The following is a 23,995-nucleotide window of genomic DNA, read 5'->3' as shown; positions in this document are numbered from 1 at the left end:
CATATGCAAAGGAATGTCGAATGCGAGTAGCACTGCCCCTGGTTGCCCTGTCTCTCATGGTTATTGCAGGTTGTACAACGCAGCCAAAGGAAACCGCCTCTGGTCCATTGCCGGCCAAGGATACGTATTATGTCCCCCCGCCCAAATCATTGACGGCGCGTGCAACGCCGGAGGCGACGGCAAAGACGGCAACCAAACCTGCAGCCACACAGTAATCATATATCGATCTTTCAGCGCCGCCTTCGATCCAATCGCAGGCGGCGTTTTTGCGTCGACTGCCGTTCGCTCTCTGGCGCACAAAGTGGGGCCACGACGATGAATTTGACGTGTGTGGGGGGCAGAAACAACAAAACCCACCGCGGGAGGAGGTGCGGTGGGTTTCGTTGGTTATGGAAGGCCTTCTGGGAGGAGAAGAGGCCGTCCGTTTCGACAGTGCCGGGAGGAGGTGACGCTGCCGAAAATTCCTGATTTGAGAATAACTCAACTGCCCTGATTTAATACAGACAATATTGCATAGCAGCAATGCGTTTGGTGCAATGCAGCAATTTCTGTCATCGAAGCGTCACGCTCCAATCACGGGCAATTGACTATGCATCAGGAACGGAAAAGTCCCCCATCCGTTAATTATCTGTAAACGAGGCAAATCGCGGTCAGCGTCGGTCTCAAGATGTGATGGAAGGGGCAGGATCATGCGTTTCTCAAATTCCACGATACCCATTCTGGCAGCGGGATTGTTGGCCTCGGCTGCATTGATGCCGTCCGCCAACGCTTTCAGTATCAAGGACAAGGCGCCGGCAGCGGAAGAAATCAGCGACATCAGCAATAAAAAGTTTGAACGAGCAGCCTTGCTCGAGGCCAGAGCCTACATCTGCGGCACTGACGAAGCCAGTGACGCTACCATGAGGGCAGGCATGAAAGAGACCGGGCTGCCGGAAGACATTGCGGTCGAAATCGTATCTGATCTTGCTTCAGGGATTATCGACAAGGCCGAAGAATCCGGATCAACAGCAATATGCGGAAAAGCCAAAGTTCAACTCTCAGGCTTTTAGCATGATTTTTCGGTGGCCGAATTAAATATATTAATGCATTCATCGGCTTATGTATATTCTCGTAAAGTTTTAATTAAATTTGATACTCTCATTGAGTATTCACAAATGTCTGAAACAAAAAACGGTGTTTTCAAATCATATATTTTAAGATTAATGTGAGATATAAAGTCTTATTGTTATCAGCAAGCACAATTAACCATTGACAGAATTTTCAGCGAAAGCATCACGGAATTTGTTGATAAGCACATTGGTCGTATGGCTATTGCCTGCTCGCTGATGGAGAAGACTTTGTGCGCGTATTGACGACTGCGGTTCACGGGATGGTGGAGAGAACAGCATGACAAAGAGGGCCAAAACACTGGAATTATTAAAAGCGGAACTCTCGAAGCTGTGCACGGTTGCCGATAATGAGGGTTTTGAATTGATCGCCTATTTCATTGAAACTGCGATACGCGAAGCCGACGAGCAATTGTCGCAGGAAACCCGTGCGGTCATGGGCCTCGAATTACGTTTGCAGTCATCGCGCCCACTGTAGTTCCAGTCATACTGGTCGTAGATAGCCGGGACATTTTTCCCCATTCAACAGAGCTTCAATTTTTGTGAATCATGAAATCGTGTGCTGTCATTGTGCGCGTTAAGCGCTCGCCTATATGAGGCCAATGACCCCTTTATCCGTTCTTGACCTTTCACCGATTGCTGTTGGCAGCAACGCCGCGCAATCCCTCCGCAATTCGCTGGATCTGGCACAGAATGCCGAACGCCTGGGCTACAACCGCCTCTGGCTTGCCGAGCATCATAGTATGCGCGGGATCGCCAGTGCGGCGACCGCCGTGGTGATCGCTCATGTCGCCGCCGGTACATCGAAGATCCGCGTTGGTGCGGGCGGCATCATGCTGCCCAACCACTCCCCTCTGATGGTGGCGGAGGCATTTGGAACACTGGCATCGTTGCATCCGGACCGGATCGATCTCGGCGTTGGCCGCGCGCCTGGCACGGATCAGGTCACGGCCCAGGCGCTGCGCCGCAATCTCGATCAGGACATCAACGGCTTTCCGCAGGACGTGGTCGAGTTGATGGGCTATTTCCGCGAGCCTGAACCCGGTCAGCGTGTCATCGCCGTACCTGGAGCTGGGCTCAAGGTTCCGGTGTGGATTCTGGGGTCGAGCCTGTTTGGCGCGCAACTTGCCGCTGCACTTGGTCTTCCCTACGCTTTTGCGTCGCATTTTGCCCCGGCTGAAATGGAACGCGCCATCGAGATCTATCGCGTACGCTTCGAACCATCTGAGTACCTCAACAAACCCTATGTCATGCTCGGGCTCAACGTTTTCGCGGCGGCAACCGATGCGGAGGCGAGGCTATTGCAGAGCTCGCAGCAGCAGGCTTTCGTCAATCTGCGCACCGGCAAGCCGGGACCGCTCCCGGCACCTGTCGAAGGCTATGAGGACACGCTTGATCTGCACGCAAAGGCGATCTTGCGTCAGGCACTGTCATGCAGCGTGGTCGGTTCGCCGGAAACGGTGAAATCAGGCGTTCAGGATTTTATCCAGCGCACGGGCGCTGATGAAGTCATGGTGACCGGACAGATATTCGATCACAACGCACGGATACGCTCATACGAGATTCTGGCTGAGGTCATGATCAATCCGGCCGGGGCCTCAAGCCGCCTGGCGTAATCCACCTGCGGCTTCGATGAAGGCAATAACGTCGTCGAGGCCTTTCCGGCGCAGCATGTCGGTGAAGACGTAAGGTTTGGCGCCGCGCTGTGCCTTCGTATCTGCGTCCATCACGTCGAGATCCGCGCCAACATACGGCGCCAGATCCTTCTTGTTGATGATGAGGAGGTCTGATCGCGTAATGCCCGGGCCACCCTTACGCGGTATCTTTTCGCCCTGGCACACGGAAATCACATAAATCGTGAGGTCAGCAAGATCTGGCGAGAAGGTCGCAGCAAGATTGTCGCCGCCCGACTCGATGAAAACGATGTCGAGATCGGGGTGACGCTTGTTCATCTCGGCGATGGCCTGAAGGTTGATCGTCGCATCCTCGCGAATGGCAGTATGCGGACATCCACCGGTCTCCACGCCCATGATGCGATCCTCCGGCAAGGCCTGGAGCCGGTTGAGAATCAGCGCATCCTCCTTCGTATAAATGTCGTTGGTGACCACAGCGACCGAGTAGCGGTCCCGAAGTGCCTTGCACAACATTTCGGTGACCGTGGTCTTGCCCGAGCCAACCGGCCCGCCAATGCCAACCCGAAGTGGTCCGTTTTGCGAGATCATGAGCGAAATACCCTCGAATATTGTGTTTCATGTTGCATGGCCATGATGTCGGACATGATGGCCGCAGAACCTAGATCATTCAGGCTCGAACTGGTGGCACGCGCTGCGATCGTCAGGATCGGCTTCTCCATGTTTGCCATGAGGGCAACGCCATGGCTTTGGCCGAGCGGTACCAATCGCACCGCAGCCTGAATGAGATTGGAAAGCACCGCATGCAGGTAGGCCGCAACGGCCGGCTCCAACGCAACGCCATTCCTGGCTGCGACGGCAGCAACCGCGACAGGATAGGGGATCTCGCCTGAGGGGCCAGAGCTTTCGGCATCCCAATGCCCGATAGCCAGCAGGAACGCGTTGCCCTGCAGCATAGTCTCCATATGCCGCTCTTTCGATCCCGCCATCGCTTCGCCGAGCATGGCAATGTCTGTGACATCCGCGCCGGCGTTCGCCTCGCGCCAGCTTGCCGCAAAAAGAACGGCGTCGTTCCACACAGAGCCGTAGTTCAGGAGATCGCTCAGCCAGTTCTGCAACGAGGCCCTGTCATGGATCAACCCTTCATCCACGGCCCGTTCTACCCCATGGCTATAGGAGAATGCCCCGACTGGAAAGGCGGGAGAAAGCCATGTCATCAGGCGCAAGAGCGCCGTGTTTGAGGCAGGGTCAGCCGTGCGCATGATGATGGTGGTGTTGATGGCCGTGATCGTGGTGATCATGCGTATGGGAATGACCATGACCGCTGTGATAGGCCCCACGCAATGGCTGGAATGGCGCGACGATCTCGGCAACCTGGGCACCAAGTCCTTCCAGCATTGCCTTGATCACGCGATCGCGGAGAATCACGATCCGGTGCTCTTCAAGTTGCGCTGGCAGATGCCGGTTGCCGAGGTGCCAGGCCAATTCCGTCAGATGCTGCCGGTTGCGTGGCGTGACCTCGTAGAGCGCTTCTTCCGCTGCGATGATCTCCGCCGTCCGCCCGTCTTCGAGAACGAGCAGGTCGCCATGGCAAAACGCGATGGCTTCGGGCAAATCGACCAGAACTTGTTCGCCCTTGGACAAGGTCAGCACTTTGCGGCGCAAATGCCGTTCGTCATGCGCCAGTACGACGTGATCGAATGGGGGAACGGGGTAGCGCCCGGCGTGGCCCCCGGCATGGGCATGGTCCGTCACACGCTTCATTTATAGTCCTCCTCCTTGAAATCGTGATTCATGCACAGGAAGAAATCGATTGGCGGTGCATCGCCGGTCAATTGCGACAGGAGCGTATGCACCTGCCCGCGATGATGCGTCTGATGGTTGAAAATCTGAGTCAGCGCGCGATCGAGAGTCGATGTATAGGGTTCGCCTTCGGTGGTGATCCATCGAAGGATGCCCGTGAGTGATGCCTCGTCCATGCCTTCGATCACGTCGACGATGTGATCATCGAGGGTAATGCGTGAAGCATGAAGGTCTTCAAAGTTATCGTGAAGAATGACGTCGAGGGACGGTATGGCGTAGAGATTGCCCGTGAAACGCCCGAACCACAGCTTGTCGATTGCCATGATGTGATTGAGCGTGCCATGCACGGATTTGAAGAATGCGCGCCGGTCAGCAAAATAGTCTTCGCGGTCGAGCGCCCCCGCTGCCGCATAGATCCGCCCGTTGGCCCATTTGTTATAATAGGCGAGCCGCCTGAATTGATCCTTCATCGTGTCCTCTCTCAGAACAGGAAATAGCGCTGCGCCATTGGCAGCACGGTTGCCGGCTCGCAGGTGAGAAGTTCGCCATCGGCTCGTACCTCATAGGTCTCCGGATCCACTTCGACATGCGGCGTCGCATCATTGTGGATCATTGAAGCTTTGGAAATACCGCTGCGGGTGTTTTCGACGCCGATCAATTGCTTGTCGACGCCGAGCGACTGGCGCAGCCCGGTCTCAGCTGCGGCTTTGCTGACAAAGGTCACCGACGAATTGGCGATATTCTTGCCGAAACCGCCGAACATATAGCGGTAATGAACCGGCTGCGGCGTCGGGATCGAAGCATTGGGGTCGCCCATCGGTGCGGCAACAATCGACCCGCCAAGCAGGACCATGTCAGGCTTGACGCCGAAGAAGGCCGGGTTCCACAGAACAAGATCGGCGCGTTTGTCGACCTCGACCGAACCGACATGCCGCGAAACGCCCTGTGCAATTGCCGGGTTGATCGTGTACTTGGCGATGTAGCGCTTAACCCGGAAATTGTCGTTGTCGCCGGTTTCCTGTGGCAGGCTCCCGCGCTGGCGCTTCATCTTGTCGGCAGTCTGCCACGTGCGGATCAGCACTTCGCCCACCCGCCCCATCGCTTGACTGTCGGAGGAGATGATCGAAAAGGCACCGATGTCGTGCAGGATATCCTCGGCCGCGATGGTTTCCTTGCGGATACGGCTCTCGGCAAAGGCGACATCCTCCGGGATCGACGACGAAAGGTGATGGCAAACCATCAGCATGTCGAGATGCTCGTCAATGGTGTTCTTCGTGTAGGGACGCGTCGGATTGGTTGAAGAGGGAATGACGTTCGACAGACCGCAGATCTTGATGATGTCAGGGGCATGGCCGCCGCCAGCACCTTCCGTGTGAAACGCGTGGATTGTGCGCCCCTTGAAGGCGCTGACCGTATCCTCGACAAAGCCGCTTTCGTTCAGCGTGTCCGTGTGGATCATCACTTGCACGTCATACTCGTCCGCGACGTTGAGGCAATTATCGATCGCCGCCGGTGTCGTGCCCCAGTCCTCATGCAGCTTCAGCGAGCAAGCGCCGCCAAGGATCATTTCCTCAAGCGCTTTCGGCTGGGAAGCGTTACCCTTGCCGGAGAGACCGATATTCATCGCAATGGCATCGAAGGATTGGATCATCCGCCCAATGTGCCACGGGCCAGGCGTGCAGGTCGTCGCGAGAGTTCCATGCGCCGGGCCCGTACCGCCGCCGAACATGGTCGTGACGCCCGACATCAGCGCCTCCTCGACCTGCTGCGGGCAGATGAAATGGATATGCGCGTCCATGCCGCCGGCCGTGAGGATCTTGCCTTCGCCGGCAATGATCTCCGTACCGGGGCCGATTATAATCGAAACGCCGGTTTGCGTATCGGGGTTGCCGGCCTTGCCGATGGCGATAATCAGCCCGTCCTTCAAGCCCACATCGGCCTTGTAGATGCCGGTATGATCGACGACAACCGCGTTGGTGATGACCGTATCGACGGCTCCGTCTGCGCGCGCAATCTGGCTCTGGCCCATGCCGTCGCGTATGACCTTGCCCCCGCCGAATTTCACCTCTTCGCCGTAGACGGTGAAATCCCGCTCAATCTCAATGAAGAGTTCGGTATCGGCCAGGCGCACCTTGTCACCAGTCGTCGGGCCGAACATGCGCGCATAGGCGGAGCGGGTAATTTTAGCGGGCATGGGATCTCCCTCTTGTGTGAATGGTAACAGGGGCGGGCAGCGGCGATTGCCACAATTCCGCCGGAATATTGCCTTGGAAAAACCCGATCGCTGACCGCTTCAGATCGAATTTGGCATGTGGAGTGCGCGCGTCATCAGTAGATGATCGTTCGCCAATCACGTGAAAGGAACAACGATGCGAAAGATGATAGTCCTCGCGCTCTGTGCGGCATTCCCGCTGGCGACTTCGGTTGCCTATGCGCAGTCCGCCGCGCCGCAGGCTCCCAGTGCCCAACAGCCCGCCGCCAAGAGTGAGACCGGCCAATCGGGCGCGGCGCAGATTACCACGATCAACATCGTGGATATCAATGAACTGCCTGAAGCCACCAAAAATCAGGTCAATGAAGCGATCGCCAAGCGTAGCGATGCCGACGTTGAGAAGCTGCGCACCTCGATTGACAAATCGCCGGAAGTGTCCGCTGCCTTGAAGGAAAAAGGCCTGACCTCGTCCGCCGTGGTCATCGCGAGTCTCGATTCGAAGGGGCTGTTGACGCTGGTCACCAAGAAGCCAAGCTGACCAGTAAGTCTTTTCCGAAGCGTTTCTGTCACATGCGCTGCGATCGGCACTTATCCGGTCGCTTTTCGTCGTGGGTTTGAAGTCAAGCGTATCGGTCAAAGCTTGCCCATGATCTTCTGCTGAAACCCGTAGACAGTCCGGTTCCCGCCGAGTGGCACGAGTGCGACGTCGCGCTCCTGTCCCGGCTCGAACCGGACTGCGGTTCCAGAGGCAATATCGAGACGCATTCCTCGCGCCTGTTCACGCGCAAACTCCAGCGCCGGATTGGCTTCGAAGAAATGATAATGTGAGCCGACCTGCACCGGGCGGTCGCCGGTATTCGCCACTTTCAGCGTAATGTCGCTGGCGCCCGTGTTGAGCTCGATGTCGCCTGTGGCAGGGATGATTTCGCCGGGAATCATGGGGCCTCCTTAGCGGATCGGTTCGTGAACGGTGACGAGTTTGGTTCCGTCAGGAAATGTCGCCTCGACCTGGATATCGTGGATCATTTCCGGGATGCCCTCCATCACCTGGTCGCGGTTGATGATGTGCGCGCCCGCTTCCATCAGATCGGCGACGGAACGTCCATCGCGAGCACCTTCGACAACGAAGTCGCTGATCAAGGCAATCGCTTCCGGATGATTGAGCTTTACCCCGCGCTCGAGGCGCCGGCGTGCCACCATGGCCGCCATGGAGATAAGCAGCTTATCTTTTTCGCGTGGTGTCAGATTCATTCTTTCCTCTTGGCCTGTCGATGAATGAAATTGTGCCTAGATTGACCAGACTTTAGGCACACCTGCCTTTTCATTCATCAGTTCGATCAGTGGCACCAGTCGCTTTCTGAGCGAATAGGCATCACCATCGATGAGCCTCGCAAGAAGCTTGCCAGACCAGAAGGAAGCACCACCTTTTTTCCCGATTATTTTTCTGCTCGCGTCGAGGAGACGCTCCGCATCATTGTCGAGCAGGAGAACGGTGGCCATCGTTCGCATCCCCCCGAACAGGGCGGGACGCCCCAGCATGGACGCGGCATCCGGTCCAATAGAGAAGTCTTCCGCGTGGATCAGGACACCATTCCGTTGGATGCGCCAGCGGTCGCGAAGGATACACTTTTCGACATCTTCGCCCATCGCCTTGCGGCCAAAGACAATCGGCTCGACGATAAGGGCACGGCTGGTCCCCGCAAGCTCAACGGTCAAGCTCCGCTGCAGCGCGGATCCTTCGAAAACGATGGTTTCTTGCGGCAGCCAGGCGAGGGACGCCCGCTCACCTGCGGTCAGTTTCGTTGTCACGTGCGCGACATCGGCCGAAGCTTTGTAAATGCGCTCGCAGGCTTGTGTGGTGATTTGCGCAGTGCAATCGTCGGCAATATCGAACTGCCACTGCATCTCGTCGCCGCCGGTCAGTCCGCCCGACGTATTGATCATCACGGCTTCCAGCGAACGATCATCGGTTTCCGGCAAACGGATCTTGGCGCAGCCTTCCTGGTAGAGCGTCGCAATCCGCGTGTGGCCGTTGACCGGTTTGACGGCAAGCCGCGCCGAACCGGAGGCGCGCTGCGGCCTTACGTCCGGTGGGTCAGGCGGTGACGGAGAATTCATCCGCTTACGCTAGCGTAATGATCAACACCGCGGAACCTCATTGGCTGCCGAGTTCGATCGCGCGCTGATGTGCAGCGTCCACGGCCTTGGTCAAAAGACGCTTGAGCTCGTCATTTCCCATCAGCACGTCCAGCGCCGCTGCAGTCGTGCCCTTGGGGCTCGTCACCTGCTCGCGCAGCTTCGTCGGCGTATCCTCGCTGGAGGCAGCCAGGACGCCAGCGCCGTACACTGTCTGCATGGCCAGCAGTTCGGCCGTTTTCCGTTCTAGGCCGGCGGTGACTGCAGCCTCGGTCAGGCATTCGATGAAATGGAACACATAGGCCGGTCCGGACCCGGATACGGCCGTCGCCACGTCGATCAGGCTCTCATCATCGACTGCCGCAACCTTACCGCTGGTCTTCAACAACTGATCAACAAACTCGGCGTCGCTGTCACTCACGTGCGCGTTGCGGAACGTGACGATCATGCCCTTGCCAATTGCGGCAGGGGTGTTGGGGATCGTGCGGATGATCGCAGCCTTCTCACCGAGATATTGTTCGAAGAGCGCGACCTTGATCCCGGCGGCAACGCTGACGAAGGTCGCGTCGTCCGCGAAGCGCTCATAGGCCGGCAGGACATCGCGCATCACCTGCGGCTTGACCGCAATGAGAATGACACGCGGGTTCAAATCCTCGTCGAGCCTGCTCGCATTGGCGTGCGCATGGACGCCGAGCGTTGCAGCCCGCTCGCGCAGGGCATCGGTTGGCTCGATCACATGAACCTGGTCCGGTTTCAATATGCCTGCGTCGAGCCAGCCCTTGAGCATGGCAAAACCCATATTGCCGCATCCGACCAGTACCACATTATCGACCATTTTGTTCTCCCAGTGTTTTGCGGCACTTTGATCCGCTCCGGCGTACCGGGTCAACTGGCACAAGCAAATTATGCGCGGGTGGCGATCGGAATGCGCGCCGTCATCCGCAGGCCGAAACACGCCATCACCACCAGCAGCCAGACCGGATCGGCTCTGCGGAAGAAGAAGCTTTCGAGAAAGGCATTCATCAACGCGAATGTCAGGCACATCATGAAGAAATCAGCCATGAATACATTCTCCCGCTTTGTGATACAGCGGGCATAGTCGACAAGCGGCAGCAGGATAAGCACGACAAGCGCGCAGATCATCGCAGGGTAGCCCATGGCGATGGCGATATCGAGATAGCCATTATGGGCGTGGACAATGCCGCGCACATCCCAATCGAGATAATAGCTCGGGTTCTCCGCCTGGAGCACGACCGGCGCGTCCCAGAAGCTTTCAAAGCCGTAGCCGCGCCACGGCGTAGCCGCCAGCTTTTCCAGTGCAAACTGCCAGATGGAGGTCCGTCCGGTGAACGTTGCATCCGTACCCATCTGGACAAGCAGATCGTGCGTGGCCGGGAAAAACAGAGTGCCGATCGTGAAAAAGAAGAAGCCGGTTAAAGCGGTGCCGATCAACACAGCTGTGAGCAGGCGAAATCCGAACAGACCGGGAAACATGACGAGGAAGATGACCAGCGGTACCAGTGCCGTTGAGGTCTTCGATCCGGTATGGGCGACGAACCACAAGGCGAGCACCAGAAGAGTGGCCCCGATCCATCGCCACCCGCGACGGATCAGATAGATACCACCGAATGAAAATGCCGCCATCACGGGGCCGCCAACATTCTTGTGTGAGTATATGCCACGCCAAAGCCCTGCATGCTCGGCTTCGATCTCATCGGCAGTATGCTTTGCCAGATCAGGCACGAGGACGAGACCGGCGTATGACAGCGCCAGCACGGCAAACGCTGCGATCACCAGCGCCAGTGAGAACCCGTCGGCGTCTCGCGGCAGTGCCAATACGGCAATGACGCACCAGACCCCGATCAGCGTGAAGATGACGGCGCGTTGGGCCGCCCCAGGATCCATCGCAACAAAGGTCGAAAGCACCAGAAAGCCGAACATGACGATCCACATTGGGCTCATAAGCGCTATCAATGTGCGTGGATCGGCCAGGACCAGCATGGCAAGCAGCGATGCACCGCCCAACGCCCCGAAGCCGAGCTGATTGACAAGGTCGCCGCCACTGCCGGCGATGGCCGTGCTCGCCGGCTGAAAGGGCCGCAACGAGATCAATAGGATGCAAAGAACGAGCGCAGCGACAAGGCTGGCGACCAGGCGCATCGGGACGACACTCGCAGTGTCAGTTCTTTTCAGGTTGCCGGTACTGCTCATTGGAATATCCGAATTCCGCCAGAACGCGGCCAAGGCCAACATAGACCTGATACATGCCGATGGACAATGACCGTGTCTGCAACGCCTTTATCGCGGCGCGAAGGGGCGACACGGCGAACAGGCCCAGACTTTTCACAACAGTTTTGGCGGCGCCAAACGGTTCGCCTGCACGTCGGCGTTTCTCTATCAGTGTGGAGATCACACCATTGCGCAGCGCCCGGGCCTGGATCCAGTCAGCCTCGACGCGCCGCGCTGGAATGGTCTCGAAGACCGGGGCTTCCGCGCACCAGGCCAATGTGAAGCCCTTGACCACGCTGCGGCTGATGAAATCGGAATCGCCGCCGCCCATGAAATTGAAAGTGAGATCGAGGAATGGAAACGGCATCGCGTCGAGCACGTTGCGCCCGACCAGCAGGTTGCCTGACGAGTAGAGGATCGGGACGCGGCCGGTCTGCGTATAGTGCGGGCTGAATACCGGGTGCTTCGACCACGCCGCATGCTCAGGCTTGGCGAACACCGGGACTTGCGGTCCGCCGACAAAATCGACGCCGTAGCGCTCGCGCGTATTGCACAAGTTTTCCAGCCAATTGACATCGGCAATCTCGTCGTCGTCGATGACCAGCAGCGATGAAAAGTTCGGAAACGTATCAAGCGCCGTCAGCCATCCGGCATTGTAGGCATGACAATTCCCGCGATCATGGGCGATGATCAGGAGCCCCCGGTATTCTCCGCTCTCGAATAGCGGCTTCGCTGCATTCGCACCTTCACGTTTTTCCGCCTCGTTTTCCATGACAACAATGGCGAAACGCCGACTGGTCTGTTGCGCCTTCAGCGAAGCCAGTGTCCTCAACAGGTGATCGGGCCGCTTGAATGTCGGCAACGTCACGACAACGTCGATCGACTCCGGCGCAAGGTCCGGCGATTGCGCAACAACGCTGATATTGGCCCCAAGGTCCGGTTTCATCACCCGAATATTTACCCGTTATCTATGCTTTCAACTTATAGGAGTATGGTGTTCAACATTTCATTACATTCTGCGATCAATTCCAATAATGAGTGATAGATCGTCAACAGGTCCGGGCCTTGGATGCATTTGCTGTTCGTAACATCGCTGGTTCCAGATGGTAAGCCAACCACCGGCTATGAAATTGCCAACAAGGCGATCATCGATGGCCTGGTTCGGGCCGGCGCACGCGTGACGGTATTGGGCTTCACCTGGCCGGGCAGTACCGCGCTTGATCCTGACAATACCATCGTCCTTGGCGAAGTCGATGTGCGCAATGATACGGCCAACCTTTCTCAGAAACTGCGCTGGCTCGGCAAGGCCTTCCTGGCCGGGCTCACGGTCTCATCGGTCAAGCTGCGCATTATCTCGAAGGATACGCTGCGCGCTGTCGTTGCCTCCGCCGGGCCGTTCGACGCTTATGTGTTGAATGGTGTGCCATTGGCGGGCGCCTTCGAAGGTTGTTTTGACGACAAGCCGCAAATTTTTGTGGCGCACAATGTGGAGCATCGTTCGGCACGCGAGAATGCCGAAGCAGCGACCAGTCCAGTCCAGAAATACCTGTTCAATCGCGAGTCAAACCTGCTGGCGGGCCTGGAGAGGCGGCTCTGCGGCAAAGCCGCGTTTGTGTTCACGTTGGCCGACGAGGATATCGATGCGCTGGGACTGTCTGGAACGGGCCGCGCTGCGGCACTTCCGCTCGTGACCGGCGTCGACATGGCAAAAATGGCTGGGCGCAGTGTCGAGCGCGATCTCGGATTGATCGGCACGTGGACGTGGCAGCCGAACCGCATCGGCCTCGAATGGTTCTTGCGCAACGTCACTCCGCATCTGGACAAGACGATTGGTGTGACCGTAGCCGGTAGCACCCCGGCTGACCTCAAGGCCGCCTGGCCTGATGCGGTGTTTGCCGGGCGCGTGTCCGACGCTGGTGATTTCGTCCGCAGTTGCGCTGTCATTCCGCTCATCAGCCGCGCCGGGACCGGCGTGCAACTCAAGACCATCGAGACGTTCGAGATCGGCCTGCCGAGCGTCGCGACCGCGCTTTCCGTCCGCGGCATTGCCGATATCCCGGCAAATTGCGTCGTCACGGACGATCCCGTCCGTTTTGCTCATGCCATTAACGCGATGGTCGCACGGGTGCACGCTGGGGAGGACCTGACCTGTTCCGGCGAGGGGTTCCGCGCAGCTCAACTCACTCGCCTCGATCAGCAGATCCGCATGGGGCTCGACCGGCTTGAGACAAGTCTTGCAGATGGACGCGCCGCAGCATGAGCGCACATGGGCGCATCACAGAAGTAGAACCACCACGCCGTGACATCCTCGGCGTGCCGGTTGTGGCATTGCCGTGGAGTGTTGCCATCGAAACGATGCGCGCCATGATTGCCGAACAGCACTTCGCTCTGGTCACCTGGCTGAATGCCCACAACGCCAACCTCGCGCAGGACGATGTCGAGTTCCGTCAGGCGCTTGAACGATTTCTGATCCTGCCGGATGGAGTGGGCGTCGATATCGCGTCAAAACTGCTGCATGGCGCTCCCTTTCCGGCCAATCTCAACGGTACGGATTTTATCCCGGCGCTGCTGACAGCTGAAACCCGCCCCTTGCGCGTTGGTCTTGTCGGGGCGCGCGCTGACGTCGTTGAAAAGGCCACCGCAAGCTTCAGACAGCTCGCACCGCAGCACGAGTTTCGCGTTATCAGCGACGGTTTCTTCAAGGCAGCAGACGAGCCGCACATCCTTGAGATTCTGAAGAATTATCAGCCGCAAATTTTGTTGGTGGCGATGGGCGTGCCGCGCCAGGAAATGTTCATGGCGAGCCACCTCAGCGTTGAGCATTGCACACTCGCCTTTGGCGTCGGCGCCTTGTTCGAATTCAGGGCCGGCGTGGTGCCGCGGGCGCCAATCCTTGTGCAAAAGCTTCGGTTCGAATGGCTATACCGACTGGCACAGGAGCCAGAACGGCTTTGGCGCCGCTATGTTGTGGGCAATCCGCTGTTTCTGCTACGCGTCCTTCGAGCAAAGCTGAGGGGCCAAATATGAGAACGGCACTTGTTACCGCGAGCTACGCGCCGGATTTCGACCGGTGCAAATTGCTGTGCGAAACGATAGACCGCTTCGTCACCGGCTTCACCAAGCATTATATCCTTGTTGAGCACCGCGATGTGGCGCTGTTCCGCAAGCTTGAGGGTCCACACCGCGTAGTGATCACTGAGAACGATCTCCTCCCGCGTTGGATCAGGCCGTTTCCGGACCCCAGCAACTTCGGCCGCCGCCGGATCTGGCTGTCGCCCTACACCATGCCCTTGCGTGGCTGGCACGTGCAGCAATTCCGACGCATTGCCATCGCAGCCCACGCAGATGAGGACGCGTTCTTCTACATCGATTCCGACGTCGCTTTCCTGAAACCCTTCGACTGTGCTTCGGTTTGGCGAGGTGGAGACCTGCGATTGTTTCGCCGTGACGGCGATCTGTTGCGCCCGGGTCCCGGCGAACAGCGCATCTGGTCGGAGCATGCCGGACAGGCGCTGGGTATCGTGCCCGTCAACCCGGCAGGGCATGACTATATCGGAACACTTATAGCCTGGCGGCGGGATGCCTTGCTGAGCATGTGCGAGCGAATCGAAAGAGTGACGGGCAGGCATTGGATTGCGGCGATTGGCCGTTCACGCCGGTTTTCCGAATGCATGATCTACGGCCGGTATGCGGACGAGGTTCTGATGTCTAAGGGTCATTATCACGATGTCGCCGATTTTTGCCGGGTCTACTGGCTGGCCCCGGCGCCCACGGACAAAGAGTTTGCCGCCTTCGTGGAAGCGATGACGCCGGAGCAGGTCGCCATCGGCATGCAATCCTTCCTGGGCGACGATACCGCGCGCATTCGCAAGCTGCTGGTATAAGTCAGACCCGCCGCGCAGGCTTCTTTATTGCGCCATAGGTGAGATAAGCCGACAAGAGATAGAGTGCTGCAAACATGGCGTTCAACCAGATCATCCAGTCATGTCTGTCGAGAAAAGTCACGAGCAGCCACGACAGAAGCGCCGCCTTCGCCAATCCCAGCAGGGCCAGATTGAGCGCGCGCAAGCCAGACTGTCCACGCGCATAGAGCAATTCCGCTTGATACTCGATCAGATTGCGCAATCCCGGTACGAAAAGGACCAGCGGCAATAGCGAGACCACGGAAGCGACGTTCGCACCCAGGGCACGGGGAAAAATGTACAGGAATACGGCAAGAGCAGCCAATCCCAATGTGGAGACGACAAAGACGCCCGCCTCAAGCCCGCCCCGAATCTTGAGCGATCTCAGCATGTCAGGCGTTCGCATGAGCTTTTGCACCAGCATCATATTGAATGAGCGCACGGGAAGGGCAGTGAGGTCGACGAGGCGCATGATAATTGCATAGACACCCGCCGTCTCCGGTCCGCCAACCGCCAGCACCAGCAGCTTGTCGAGCTCCGATTGAACGTAGAACAGCACTTCCGCACCGGTCACGGCAAAGGAATCCGCCAGTCGTCTGCGATAGAGTTGCGGGACGAGGCGGAGCCGCACCCTTGGGTAGAAGAACATCACCGCGATGATGAGAGCCATGCCATTTGCGCCCGCATACCACCAGCTCCAGGCCGCAAGCGTCGTCACAGAGGAGAAGGCGAAGAGCACCGCGGCGGTGGCGCGCAGCGCCGTGCCGATGATGACGAGCAGCGCCGCACGCCCAAAGCGGTTCAGCCCGTTGTTGACGATCACCACCACTTCCAGAGACCGCCATAACAGCGCTTCGGCCGCAACGATAACGGCGAATGTACCAAGCGCGAGGTCAGCGCCGAAGAAGACCAGATGCGCTAAAAACCCTGCAAGTGCAACAATAGGCAGGGAAATGAAGACCGCCGCCAGGAAGCCGCCCGTATAGGCGCCGACCAACTGTGGTTTCACGGAGGATATCCGGTAAAGCGGCGAAACAAAGCCGAACGAGACAAGACGCGACAGCACGACACCCGCGGCGGAGGCAGTAGCAAACAAGCCGAATTCCGCGATCGATAGTGTATTGGCAAGTGCCACAAAGTAGGCAAGGGAAATAACAAGCCTTCCCGCCGATCCACTGATCACGGAAAAATAATCGCGGACGAGCCCTGCATTGGCTTTCAGAAGGTGTGCAACCAATTTGATTTCCTGTCAGGGGGGCGGGAAGCTTGAGCATTTGCTTCGGGCCCTCGTTCGGCGGATTTCTATATCAAAAGGCTTAACGGCTTGTGTTGCCGGTTCCAAGCCTGTGCTATGCAGCATAGTCAACAGGTAATGTGCTCTGGGACTTGGTTATGCCGGCAATTAACCATTTATTTTCCATAGAACTTTAAGTTGAATTAACCGTGGATCGTTGGGTCCGCTTTTGAATCGCGCTGATCGGCGGTCTTGGAGTTAGGGTACGGATGGGTAATCGCGAAAACGAGACGGCAAGGCGGCCGCGGCGGTCGCTTCTCTCGTTTGCCAATCAGCCTGACACGGCGGCGGAGACACATGTCGATCCCGAACCCGTTGCGACGCCGCCACGCCACGAAGACAGCCTCGATCACTATCACCGCATGCGCGCCCTGCGTCTGGCGGCAGGCAGCGAAATCTCCCAGCCTGCTCCGAGCGAGATTCCTGCGAGTTTGACGCCCGAAGAGGCCGAACAGGAAGCGATCGATCGCATGCGCGCCGACATGGCCGCCATCAAGGCGGAGCTCAACCGCCGCGTTGATGCTGCCGAGCGAGAGCAGGTGGTCCCGCTGCACCACGTGGCGGCGCCTTTGCGTGACGAACCCGACCCAGTATGGCCGGAGACGCCCATAATCGCGGAGCCCGCCGAGCCCGAACCGGCGATAGCCCCAGCTCCGGCTCACCGGCCCGCACCACGCCCGGTCGAGGTGCGTCAAGCTGAGGTTCAGAGCGACGAATGGAGACCGCTTTTTGATCCGCGCATCGTGATCAATCGCGTGGCGCGTTCCAAATCGCTGATCATCGCAACGACGATCATCGGCACGCTCCTTGGCGTCGGGTATGCCATGACCTTGCCGAAGCTCTACGCCTCCACGGTCGAAGTGCTGGTCGATCCGCGTGATCTCAAGATCGTCGATAAGGAAATATCGTCAAGCCAGCTGCCCGTCGACGCTTCGCTCGCCATTGCCGAAAGCCAGCTACGCGTGATCCAGTCGAGCAGCGTCCTTACCAAGGTGATCGAACGGACCGGATTAGCAAAGGATCCGGAGTTTAACGGCGATCTTGCGGATCGCGGGCTTCTCGCCTCCATCGGCGATCTGTTCTCGACCGACAGCACGCCCGATGCCACCGCGCGCGAAACATTGCTCCTGCGCAACCTCTACGATCATCTCGATGTTGAGCGCAGCACGAAGAACTTCATCTTCAACATCACGGTCAAATCGCGCGACCCTGAAAAGGCGGCCTTGATCGCAAATACGGTATCGGATGTCTTCCGTGAGGAGCAGGGCAATATTCAGTCCGACACGGCCCGGCAGGCAACAGAGTCGCTGACGGCACGGCTCAACAATTTGCGCACAGGTGTCGAAGCGGCCGAAAATGCCGTACAGAAGTACAAGGCCGATAATGACCTTGTCGATGTACAGGGTCGCCTGATCAGTGACGATGAAATCTCGCGCACCAATGATGAGTTAACGGCGGCGCGCAACCAGACGATCCGCCTCAACGCCCAGGCTGCGTCTATCCGCAATGCCTCGGTTGAAGGCGTGCTCGGCAATACGCTGCCGGAGGAGTTCCGCTCGGGCGTCATCGTTGCCCTTCGCTCGCAATATGGTGCGCTGAAGCAGCAGGCGGACGGACTTGCCACGAAATTGGGTCCACGGCATCCGCAGCTCATCCAGGCACAGTCGCAGGTCAACGGTATCCGCAGCGAAATCCGCTATGAGCTAAGCCGCATTGCCTCGTCGGTGCAGGTTGAGTTGAAGCGTTCGGTGCAGCAGGAACAGGACCTTGCGGCGCGGTTGGCGCAGCTCAAGGCGCGTACGGCCAGTAACAACGAAGACATGGTCAAATTGCGCGAGCTGGAGCGCGAAGCCACCGCCAAGCGTGAAGTCTACGAGGCCTTCCTCCTGCGTGCCAAGGAGACCGGCGAACTCGAAAGCATGAACACGACCAATATCCGCGTGATATCGCCGGCGCGTCCTGCGCTTGAAAGCACCGGCGGGTCGCGCAAGCTGGTTGCCGTCGCTGGCCTGCTAGGTGGACTATTGACCGGTCTCGGCATCGCGATCCTGCTCGGCATGATCGACAGCTTCCGTGCCGGCAACCGTCCTGCAGTTGAAGATGGCGCGCCGGTCGATCCGACACCGCCATCCGGTGGCACGAGGACAAAGCCCGAAGAACCTGCGCCCGCCGCTCCATCTGAATCCCGACTCGGGGCCGCCATCAGACGCGCGCAGTCTCGGACGATGGCGTTGGATGAGGTCGAAGATGAATCGGTTGACGATGAGGTCGCGATTGCAGAGTTCCTGTATGCCTATGCCGATATGATGCTCGCGCCGCGTCACCATGACAATTCCAATATCGAGGACATGTTGAGCGATATCGCCGAGATCCGCGAAGCGCTGCGGCTTCGGGCCGGGCGGCAAGCGAGCTGATCACCTTGGTTATCTCCCCGTTGTGGGGGAGAGATGATGGTCACCTAGTGCAACCTGGGAGTTGGGCCTTGCCCTTTGTCGTCAATCACATAGCCGCGATAGAAGCGGTCGAGCGTAAATGGCGCCGAGAGCGGGTGCGGTTCGTCCTTGGCGATGGTCCAGGCAAAGCACTTTCCTGAGATCGGCGTGGCCTTGAAGCCGCCATAGCACCAGCCGGTGTTCAGATACATGCCTGGCAGCGGGCCGGTGGTGATGATGGGTGAACCGTCCATGGTCATGTCCATGATGCCGCCCCAGGATCGCAGCAGCTTGACGCGCGCCAGCGCCGGAATGAGTGCGACAAACTCGCTCATCACGTCCTCGACCACCGGCAGGTTGCCGCGCTGCGCATAGGAATTATAGCCGTCGATGTCCCCGCCAAACACCAGACCGCCCTTGTCGGATTGCGCGAAATAGAGGTGTCCGCCGCCGAAGGTTGCTACCGTATCGACGACCGGTTTCAATGCTTCTGAAACGAAGGCCTGCAACACATGCGATTCGAGCGGCAGCCGCTCGATGCCCGCGCGGCGCATCAGTTCGCTGGTGTGCCCGGCAACCGCGCATGCCACCTTCTTTGCAGTGATCGGTCCGCGCGTTGTCATGACGCCGGTGACGGTATCGCCATCCTTCAGGAAGCTCGTTACTTCACAGTTCTCGATGATATCGACGCCCAGCTGATCGGCGGCGCGCGCATAGCCCCAGACAACCGCATCGTGCCGCGCGGTGCCGGCGCTGCGCTGCATCAGGCCGCCAAGGATGGGAAAGCGTGCCGTTGTACTGATGTCGAGCCCGGGAATCAGCTTCTTGATCTGCTGGGGCGTCATCAGTTCACAATCGATGCCGTTGAGCCGCATCTGGTTGCCACGTCGTGCGTACACGTCGAGCTGCGGCAAATTATGGGCGAGATTGACCACGCCGCGCTGCGAGAACATCACATTGTAATTCAGATCCTGGGATAGTGTTTCCCACATCTTCATTGACGCTTCGTAGAAGTGCTGATTCTCGGTCAGAAGATAGTTCGAACGGATCGCAGTGGTGTTCCGGCCGATGTTTCCCGAGCCGAGCCAGCCCTTTTCGACGACGGCGATATTGCGGATACCGTGTTCCTTGGCGAGGTAATAGGCTGTGGCGAGACCATGGCCGCCACCGATGATGACGACATCATAGGATGGTTTTGGGTCGGGTTTACGCCAGGCAGGCTTCCAGTCCTTGTTGCCTTTGAGGGCTTGTCTGAAAAGGCTGAAAGCTGAATAGCGCATAAGGGATTCCAGATTCGGGTGATGATTATCGATCATGCTTGGCTTTTTGGCCATCGCCAAGCCCTGCTGCGTATCATCGCATTGCGGTTATTGGTCGCTTTCGCTATTGCGTCAGTGAACGCCGCTTTGACGGTATTATTCGGCCACAAAATCACCAGTATGTTGAACCAATCCACCAAAGCTTGATGTCCAGGAGCAGCACATGACAGTGACGATCAATGGCAAGGAGATTGCCGAGGACGTGGTTTCGAGGGTCAAGGCGTCAGCAGCCGACCTGATCGAAACGAGCGGAATTACTCCCGGCATTGCCGTTGTCATTGTCGGCGAAGACCCTGCCAGTCAGGTCTATGTCGCCTCCAAGGGCAGGAAGGCGCGCGAGTGCGGCTTTCATTCCGTCCAGCATACTTTGGCGGAAGAGACCTCCGAGGAGGAACTGGTTGCACTGGTCGAGAAGCTCAATGCCGACCCGCTGATCCACGGCATCCTGGTTCAGTTGCCTTTGCCGAAGCACATCGATTCCGGCCGCATCATCCAGACGATCTCGCCGGACAAGGATGTCGACGGGTTTCATTTCATCAATGTCGGCAAGCTTGGCACCGGCGAGATCGAAACCGCTTTTGTACCCTGCACGCCGGCAGGATCCATGCTGCTGATCGATCGCATTCTCGGACGTGATCTCTCGGGCCTCAACGCAGTGGTCATTGGCCGCTCCAACATCGTCGGCAAACCGATGTTCAACTTGCTGCTCGCCCACAATGCAACCGTCACCATCGCGCACAGCAAGACCAAGGATCTCGCAAACATCTGCCGTAACGCCGATATTCTTGTCGCTGCGGTCGGCAGGCCGCAAATGGTCAAGGCGGATTGGGTGAAGCCCGGAGCAACCGTCATAGACGTTGGCATCAATCGCATCCCCGCGCCGGAAAAGGGCGAGGGGAAGACGCGCCTCGTCGGCGATGTTGACTTTGAGGATGCCTCGACCGTCGCCGCGGCCGTTACGCCAGTCCCTGGCGGCGTCGGGCCGATGACCATCGCCATGTTGATGGCCAATACGCTCGTTGCCGCCTACCGCTCGGCAGGCAAGACGCCGCCTCGCTTCTGATTCATTTGCTCTAAAGGGGAATCCGGTTAGAACAGCGCATGCCTGAAACCCTCAAAGCCACGAGAACCTTTGCCTTTCTGCTCGTTGACAGATTTCCGATGTTCAGCCTTGCAGCGGCCATCGATACCATGCGCACGGCCAATCGCATGTCCGAGCAGGCCTACTATTCGTGGATCACCGCATCCGCCACTGGCGCCGCGGTGACCGCGTCGAACGGTCTGCAGATTAATGTGCAATATGCGCTGGCGGAATTGCCCAACGCCGACATCACCTTCATTTGCGCCGGCCTGACGACTGAGTTTGAAGACAAGACCAAAGTCATCGCCACCTTGCGCACCCTGGGACGTCGCGGTGCCGTGCTCGGCGGACTGAATGTAGGCAGCTACATTTTGGCGGAAGCGGGCCAACTTGAGGGCCATCGCTGCACCATCCATTGGGAAAATCGCGCCGGATTTCAGGAACGGTTTCCGCAGATTGATTGCACCGGCAACGTTTTCGAGATCGACCGCAAGCGTTATACGTGCGCGGGCGGCACCACTTCGATCGACCTGATGCTGGAAATCATCAAGCAGGATTTCAGTCCGGCACTTGCCAATGAAGTGGCGAACCAGTTCCATCACGAGCGCATACGCTCGCAGACCGATCGCCAGCGCATCGGGCCGGAACGTGATCTCACCGGCAAGTCAGAAAAACTGCGCAAGATTGTCGAGCTCATGGCGGACAATCTCGAGCAGCCGAAATCGGCTGTGCGTCTTGCCAAGGCGGTTGGCCTGTCTGTACGGCAGGTGGAGCGGCTGTTTCTGCGCCATCTCAACATGACGCCGGGCCGTTATTACATGAGCCTGCGCCTGGAGCGGGCGCGCGAGCTACTGCGCCAGACCCATTCGCCCATCCTGGACGTGGCGCTGGCGACCGGCTTCACGTCGCATTCCTATTTTGCCCAGAGTTACCGTGCGCAGTTCGGGCGCTCACCCTCGGACGAGCGCCGCACGACCTACTGATCAGCCGAAAACCGATGCGCCGTTCTCAGCCTTTCCGACAACATTGCGGAAGGCAGCGAAGAGTTCGCGTCCCATGCCGTAGCTGTTGTGGTTGATATCCACTTCCGGCGTCGGTCGCGCTGCGAGCACATCCGGATCTTCCAGCACGTCGAGCGTACCGATTTCCGCATCGAGCCGCACCACATCGCCATCGTGGATCTTGCCGATAATGCCGCCATCAAGCGCTTCCGGCGTCACATGGATAGCTGCCGGAACTTTGCCGGATGCACCGGACATGCGCCCGTCCGTGACGAGTGCAACCATATGGCCGCGATCCTGCAGCACACCGAGGGCAGGGGTGAGCTTGTGCAGCTCGGGCATGCCATTGGCGCGGGGCCCCTGGAAGCGCACGACAGCAACAAAATCACGGTCGAGCTTTCCAGCCTTGAATGCATCCTGGAGCGCCGCCTGGCTGTCGAACACGATCGCAGGCGCTTCGATGATGTGCCGGTCGGCCTTGACCGCCGATGTCTTGATGACTGCGGTGCCGAGATTACCCTTGAGCATCTTCAGCCCGCCCGTAACCTGGAACGGCTGCTTGCAGGTGGAGAGCACTTTCTTGTCGGCGCTCTCTGCCGCTACCGGTTCACGTACCACCGTGCCGTTTTCGCCGAGTTTCGGCTCAATCGTATAGGCGCGCAGGCCATCGCCACCGCCCCATACGGTCTTGACGTCCTCGTGCAGGAGGCCGCCGTCCAGCAACTCGCGGATAATGTAACCCATGCCGCCGGCTGCATGAAAATGGTTCACGTCGGCCAGACCATTGGGATAGACGCGGGCAAGCAGCGGAACCACGTCGGACAGGTCGGAAATATCCTGCCAGGTCAGCTTGATACCGGCAGCTGCCGCCATGGCGACCAGGTGCATGGTGTGATTGGTCGAGCCGCCCGTCGCATGCAGGCCGACGACGCCGTTGACGATGGACCGCTCGTCGATCATCTCGCCAACAGGGGTATATTCATTGCCGAGCGCCGTGATCGCGAGAGCACGCTTTGCTGCCTCGCGGGTCAGCGCATCGCGCAGTGGTGTGCCTGGATTGATGAAGGACGAACCCGGCATGTGCAGGCCCATGATTTCCATCAGCATCTGATTGGAATTCGCCGTACCATAGAAGGTGCAGGTGCCGGGTCCATGATAGGATTTGGACTCGGATTCGAGCAGAGCCTCGCGGCCGACCTTGCCTTCCGCATAGAGCTGGCGCGTCTTCGCCTTCTCGTCATTGGGGAGGCCAGTGGTCATCGGACCAGCGGGAATGAAGACGGCAGGGAGATGACCGAAGGTCAGCGCGCCGATAACAAGCCCAGGCACAATTTTGTCGCAGACACCGAGATAGACCGCGGCGTCGAACATGTCGTGCGAAAGTCCAATGGCGGTTGCCATGGCGATGACATCGCGCGAGAACAACGACAGTTCCATGCCCGGCTGCCCCTGTGTCACGCCATCGCACATGGCCGGAACACCGCCCGCAACCTGTGCCACCCCGCCAGCTTCTTTGGCGGCCGCTTTGATCAGTTGGGGATAGGTCTCGAACGGCTGATGTGCCGACAGCATGTCATTATAGGAGGTGATAATGCCGAGGTTCGGCACCACATCGCCAGCGAGTGCTGCCTTGTCGGAAGGGCTGCAGGCGGCGAACCCATGGGCGAGATTGGCACAGGCCAGCGCCGAACGCTTCGGCTTGCGGCTGGCCGCCTCTCGCAAATGATCGAGATAGACATCGCGTGTCGGCTTCGACTGTTCGCAGATGCGATGGGTAATGCTTTTCACCCGTTGCAGGACGGTCATCTTGTATCTCCTCTAGGCGTCTATCCGGAAGTTTGGGAGCCTG

At 58.5% G+C, this 23,995-nt stretch carries 25 protein-coding genes; 11 read left to right on the top strand and 14 right to left on the bottom strand.

The genetic code is table 11. The features are described from left to right. The first annotated feature begins 20 nt into the window (after window positions 1-20). The 4 genes from CU102_RS29325 to CU102_RS02425 all read left to right on the top strand — a co-directional run bounded on the left by CU102_RS29325 (window position 21) and on the right by CU102_RS02425 (window position 2,722). Entirely contained in the window at window positions 21-215 is a 195-nt protein-coding gene (locus CU102_RS29325) for a hypothetical protein (protein WP_133624355.1), read from the top strand. A 474-nt stretch (window positions 216-689) separates the two neighbouring features. Continuing rightward, on the top strand, window positions 690-1,049 hold the full coding sequence (locus tag CU102_RS02435; protein WP_106709340.1) for a hypothetical protein: 360 nt from the start codon (window positions 690-692) through the stop codon (window positions 1,047-1,049). A 337-nt stretch (window positions 1,050-1,386) separates the two neighbouring features. Then, complete coding sequence (locus CU102_RS02430) at window positions 1,387-1,584, top strand: hypothetical protein (protein WP_106709339.1); 198 nt, start codon at window positions 1,387-1,389, stop codon at window positions 1,582-1,584. 124 nt (window positions 1,585-1,708) lie between these two features. Beyond that, window positions 1,709-2,722 (top strand): LLM class flavin-dependent oxidoreductase, encoded by a 1,014-nt coding sequence (locus CU102_RS02425; protein ID WP_106709338.1) that lies wholly within the window; start codon window positions 1,709-1,711, stop codon window positions 2,720-2,722. Here the strand turns inward: CU102_RS02425 and ureG are convergent. Genes ureG through ureC form a run of 5 tightly spaced genes read right to left on the bottom strand, consistent with a single transcriptional unit; the run spans window position 2,705 to window position 6,734 of the window. Then, window positions 2,705-3,328 carry an urease accessory protein UreG gene (gene ureG, locus CU102_RS02420; protein ID WP_106709337.1) on the bottom strand — a complete coding sequence of 208 codons (624 nt, stop codon included), beginning with the start codon at window positions 3,326-3,328 and terminating at the stop codon, window positions 2,705-2,707. The genes CU102_RS02425 and ureG overlap by 18 nt on opposite strands. Then, on the bottom strand, window positions 3,325-4,038 hold the full coding sequence (locus CU102_RS02415; protein ID WP_106709336.1) for an urease accessory protein UreF: 714 nt from the start codon (window positions 4,036-4,038) through the stop codon (window positions 3,325-3,327). The genes ureG and CU102_RS02415 overlap by 4 nt, the downstream gene beginning before the upstream one ends. Beyond that, complete coding sequence (gene ureE / locus CU102_RS02410) at window positions 3,986-4,501, bottom strand: urease accessory protein UreE (protein WP_106709335.1); 516 nt, start codon at window positions 4,499-4,501, stop codon at window positions 3,986-3,988. Before ureE ends, CU102_RS02415 begins: the two co-directional genes overlap by 53 nt. Then, window positions 4,498-5,010, bottom strand: a complete 513-nt coding sequence (locus tag CU102_RS02405) for a DinB family protein (protein ID WP_106709334.1) — start codon at window positions 5,008-5,010, stop codon at window positions 4,498-4,500. Before CU102_RS02405 ends, ureE begins: the two co-directional genes overlap by 4 nt. An 11-nt stretch (window positions 5,011-5,021) precedes the next feature. Beyond that, window positions 5,022-6,734: an urease subunit alpha gene (gene ureC / locus CU102_RS02400; RefSeq protein WP_106709333.1), complete on the bottom strand. Its 1,713-nt coding sequence runs from the start codon at window positions 6,732-6,734 to the stop codon at window positions 5,022-5,024. A 175-nt stretch (window positions 6,735-6,909) separates the two neighbouring features. Between ureC and CU102_RS02395 the strand changes: the two genes are divergently transcribed. Next, the gene (locus CU102_RS02395; protein WP_106709332.1) at window positions 6,910-7,290 is read left to right on the top strand and encodes an invasion associated locus B family protein; all 381 of its coding nucleotides are present in this window, start codon (window positions 6,910-6,912) and stop codon (window positions 7,288-7,290) included. Between the two features lie 95 nt (window positions 7,291-7,385). Here the strand turns inward: CU102_RS02395 and CU102_RS02390 are convergent, their stop codons facing one another. The 6 genes from CU102_RS02390 to CU102_RS02365 form a co-directional block, all read right to left on the bottom strand. Then, window positions 7,386-7,691 (bottom strand): urease subunit beta, encoded by a 306-nt coding sequence (locus tag CU102_RS02390; RefSeq protein ID WP_106709331.1) that lies wholly within the window; start codon window positions 7,689-7,691, stop codon window positions 7,386-7,388. 9 nt (window positions 7,692-7,700) lie between these two features. Continuing rightward, window positions 7,701-8,003 carry an urease subunit gamma gene (locus tag CU102_RS02385; protein WP_106709330.1) on the bottom strand — a complete coding sequence of 101 codons (303 nt, stop codon included), beginning with the start codon at window positions 8,001-8,003 and terminating at the stop codon, window positions 7,701-7,703. A gap of 36 nt (window positions 8,004-8,039) precedes the next feature. Beyond that, complete coding sequence (locus tag CU102_RS02380; RefSeq protein WP_106709329.1) at window positions 8,040-8,870, bottom strand: urease accessory protein UreD; 831 nt, start codon at window positions 8,868-8,870, stop codon at window positions 8,040-8,042. 37 nt (window positions 8,871-8,907) lie between these two features. Beyond that, a complete protein-coding gene (proC, locus tag CU102_RS02375) occupies window positions 8,908-9,723 on the bottom strand; it encodes a pyrroline-5-carboxylate reductase (RefSeq protein WP_106709328.1) in 816 nt (271 codons plus the stop codon). Window positions 9,724-9,791: 68 nt separating this feature from the next. After that, window positions 9,792-11,099, bottom strand: coding sequence for an O-antigen ligase family protein (locus CU102_RS02370; RefSeq protein WP_106709327.1), 1,308 nt, complete (start codon window positions 11,097-11,099; stop codon window positions 9,792-9,794). Further along, entirely contained in the window at window positions 11,068-12,063 is a 996-nt protein-coding gene (locus tag CU102_RS02365; protein WP_106709326.1) for a glycosyltransferase family 2 protein, read from the bottom strand. Before CU102_RS02365 ends, CU102_RS02370 begins: the two co-directional genes overlap by 32 nt. 123 nt (window positions 12,064-12,186) lie before the next feature. Here CU102_RS02365 and CU102_RS02360 point away from each other — a divergent pair, with 123 nt between their 5' ends. The 3 genes from CU102_RS02360 to CU102_RS02350 are packed head-to-tail and all read left to right on the top strand — an operon-like array spanning window position 12,187 to window position 15,001. Next, entirely contained in the window at window positions 12,187-13,377 is a 1,191-nt protein-coding gene (locus CU102_RS02360; protein WP_106709325.1) for a glycosyltransferase family 4 protein, read from the top strand. Beyond that, a complete protein-coding gene (locus CU102_RS02355; protein ID WP_106709324.1) occupies window positions 13,374-14,144 on the top strand; it encodes a WecB/TagA/CpsF family glycosyltransferase in 771 nt (256 codons plus the stop codon). The genes CU102_RS02360 and CU102_RS02355 overlap by 4 nt, the downstream gene beginning before the upstream one ends. After that, a complete protein-coding gene (locus CU102_RS02350; RefSeq protein WP_106709323.1) occupies window positions 14,141-15,001 on the top strand; it encodes a DUF6492 family protein in 861 nt (286 codons plus the stop codon). Before CU102_RS02355 ends, CU102_RS02350 begins: the two co-directional genes overlap by 4 nt. A gap of 1 nt (window position 15,002) precedes the next feature. Here CU102_RS02350 and CU102_RS02345 read toward each other — a convergent pair whose 3' ends face one another. Further along, a complete protein-coding gene (locus CU102_RS02345; protein WP_106709322.1) occupies window positions 15,003-16,256 on the bottom strand; it encodes a lipopolysaccharide biosynthesis protein in 1,254 nt (417 codons plus the stop codon). Between the two features lie 266 nt (window positions 16,257-16,522). Here CU102_RS02345 and CU102_RS02340 point away from each other — a divergent pair, with 266 nt between their 5' ends. Further along, window positions 16,523-18,727, top strand: coding sequence for a GumC family protein (locus CU102_RS02340; RefSeq protein ID WP_106709321.1), 2,205 nt, complete (start codon window positions 16,523-16,525; stop codon window positions 18,725-18,727). A 44-nt stretch (window positions 18,728-18,771) separates the two neighbouring features. On the opposite strand, the gene CU102_RS02335 is transcribed toward CU102_RS02340, so the two are convergent. Beyond that, entirely contained in the window at window positions 18,772-20,025 is a 1,254-nt protein-coding gene (locus CU102_RS02335) for a sarcosine oxidase subunit beta family protein (protein ID WP_166648286.1), read from the bottom strand. 202 nt (window positions 20,026-20,227) lie between these two features. Between CU102_RS02335 and folD the strand changes: the two genes are divergently transcribed. Beyond that, window positions 20,228-21,127: a bifunctional methylenetetrahydrofolate dehydrogenase/methenyltetrahydrofolate cyclohydrolase FolD gene (gene folD / locus CU102_RS02330; protein WP_106709320.1), complete on the top strand. Its 900-nt coding sequence runs from the start codon at window positions 20,228-20,230 to the stop codon at window positions 21,125-21,127. Window positions 21,128-21,165: 38 nt separating this feature from the next. Then, a complete protein-coding gene (locus CU102_RS02325) occupies window positions 21,166-22,128 on the top strand; it encodes a GlxA family transcriptional regulator (RefSeq protein ID WP_106709319.1) in 963 nt (320 codons plus the stop codon). Here the strand turns inward: CU102_RS02325 and edd are convergent, their stop codons facing one another. Continuing rightward, window positions 22,129-23,952 (bottom strand): phosphogluconate dehydratase, encoded by a 1,824-nt coding sequence (gene edd, locus CU102_RS02320; protein ID WP_106709318.1) that lies wholly within the window; start codon window positions 23,950-23,952, stop codon window positions 22,129-22,131. Window positions 23,953-23,995 lie beyond the last annotated feature (43 nt).

The sequence above is a fragment of the Phyllobacterium brassicacearum genome (genome assembly GCF_003010955.1).
Lineage (GTDB): Bacteria > Pseudomonadota > Alphaproteobacteria > Rhizobiales > Rhizobiaceae > Phyllobacterium > Phyllobacterium brassicacearum.
This window is presented reverse-complemented; position numbering and strand designations above follow the sequence as displayed.

What these genes read in the sequence shown, in the direction of transcription:
- CU102_RS29325 (WP_133624355.1), top strand. Translation starts at nt 21, where the DNA reads ATGCGAGTAGCACTGCCCCTGGTTGCCCTGTCTCTCATGGTTATTGCA.
- CU102_RS02435 (WP_106709340.1), top strand. Translation starts at nt 690, where the DNA reads ATGCGTTTCTCAAATTCCACGATACCCATTCTGGCAGCGGGATTGTTG.
- CU102_RS02430 (WP_106709339.1), top strand. Translation starts at nt 1,387, where the DNA reads ATGACAAAGAGGGCCAAAACACTGGAATTATTAAAAGCGGAACTCTCG.
- CU102_RS02425 (WP_106709338.1), top strand. Translation starts at nt 1,709, where the DNA reads ATGACCCCTTTATCCGTTCTTGACCTTTCACCGATTGCTGTTGGCAGC.
- ureG (WP_106709337.1), bottom strand. Translation starts at nt 3,328, where the DNA reads ATGATCTCGCAAAACGGACCACTTCGGGTTGGCATTGGCGGGCCGGTT.
- CU102_RS02415 (WP_106709336.1), bottom strand. Translation starts at nt 4,038, where the DNA reads ATGATCACCACGATCACGGCCATCAACACCACCATCATCATGCGCACG.
- ureE (WP_106709335.1), bottom strand. Translation starts at nt 4,501, where the DNA reads ATGAAGCGTGTGACGGACCATGCCCATGCCGGGGGCCACGCCGGGCGC.
- CU102_RS02405 (WP_106709334.1), bottom strand. Translation starts at nt 5,010, where the DNA reads ATGAAGGATCAATTCAGGCGGCTCGCCTATTATAACAAATGGGCCAAC.
- ureC (WP_106709333.1), bottom strand. Translation starts at nt 6,734, where the DNA reads ATGCCCGCTAAAATTACCCGCTCCGCCTATGCGCGCATGTTCGGCCCG.
- CU102_RS02395 (WP_106709332.1), top strand. Translation starts at nt 6,910, where the DNA reads ATGCGAAAGATGATAGTCCTCGCGCTCTGTGCGGCATTCCCGCTGGCG.
- CU102_RS02390 (WP_106709331.1), bottom strand. Translation starts at nt 7,691, where the DNA reads ATGATTCCCGGCGAAATCATCCCTGCCACAGGCGACATCGAGCTCAAC.
- CU102_RS02385 (WP_106709330.1), bottom strand. Translation starts at nt 8,003, where the DNA reads ATGAATCTGACACCACGCGAAAAAGATAAGCTGCTTATCTCCATGGCG.
- CU102_RS02380 (WP_106709329.1), bottom strand. Translation starts at nt 8,870, where the DNA reads ATGAATTCTCCGTCACCGCCTGACCCACCGGACGTAAGGCCGCAGCGC.
- proC (WP_106709328.1), bottom strand. Translation starts at nt 9,723, where the DNA reads ATGGTCGATAATGTGGTACTGGTCGGATGCGGCAATATGGGTTTTGCC.
- CU102_RS02370 (WP_106709327.1), bottom strand. Translation starts at nt 11,099, where the DNA reads ATGAGCAGTACCGGCAACCTGAAAAGAACTGACACTGCGAGTGTCGTC.
- CU102_RS02365 (WP_106709326.1), bottom strand. Translation starts at nt 12,063, where the DNA reads ATGAAACCGGACCTTGGGGCCAATATCAGCGTTGTTGCGCAATCGCCG.
- CU102_RS02360 (WP_106709325.1), top strand. Translation starts at nt 12,187, where the DNA reads ATGCATTTGCTGTTCGTAACATCGCTGGTTCCAGATGGTAAGCCAACC.
- CU102_RS02355 (WP_106709324.1), top strand. Translation starts at nt 13,374, where the DNA reads ATGAGCGCACATGGGCGCATCACAGAAGTAGAACCACCACGCCGTGAC.
- CU102_RS02350 (WP_106709323.1), top strand. Translation starts at nt 14,141, where the DNA reads ATGAGAACGGCACTTGTTACCGCGAGCTACGCGCCGGATTTCGACCGG.
- CU102_RS02340 (WP_106709321.1), top strand. Translation starts at nt 16,523, where the DNA reads ATGGGTAATCGCGAAAACGAGACGGCAAGGCGGCCGCGGCGGTCGCTT.
- CU102_RS02335 (WP_166648286.1), bottom strand. Translation starts at nt 20,025, where the DNA reads ATGCGCTATTCAGCTTTCAGCCTTTTCAGACAAGCCCTCAAAGGCAAC.
- folD (WP_106709320.1), top strand. Translation starts at nt 20,228, where the DNA reads ATGACAGTGACGATCAATGGCAAGGAGATTGCCGAGGACGTGGTTTCG.
- CU102_RS02325 (WP_106709319.1), top strand. Translation starts at nt 21,166, where the DNA reads ATGCCTGAAACCCTCAAAGCCACGAGAACCTTTGCCTTTCTGCTCGTT.
- edd (WP_106709318.1), bottom strand. Translation starts at nt 23,952, where the DNA reads ATGACCGTCCTGCAACGGGTGAAAAGCATTACCCATCGCATCTGCGAA.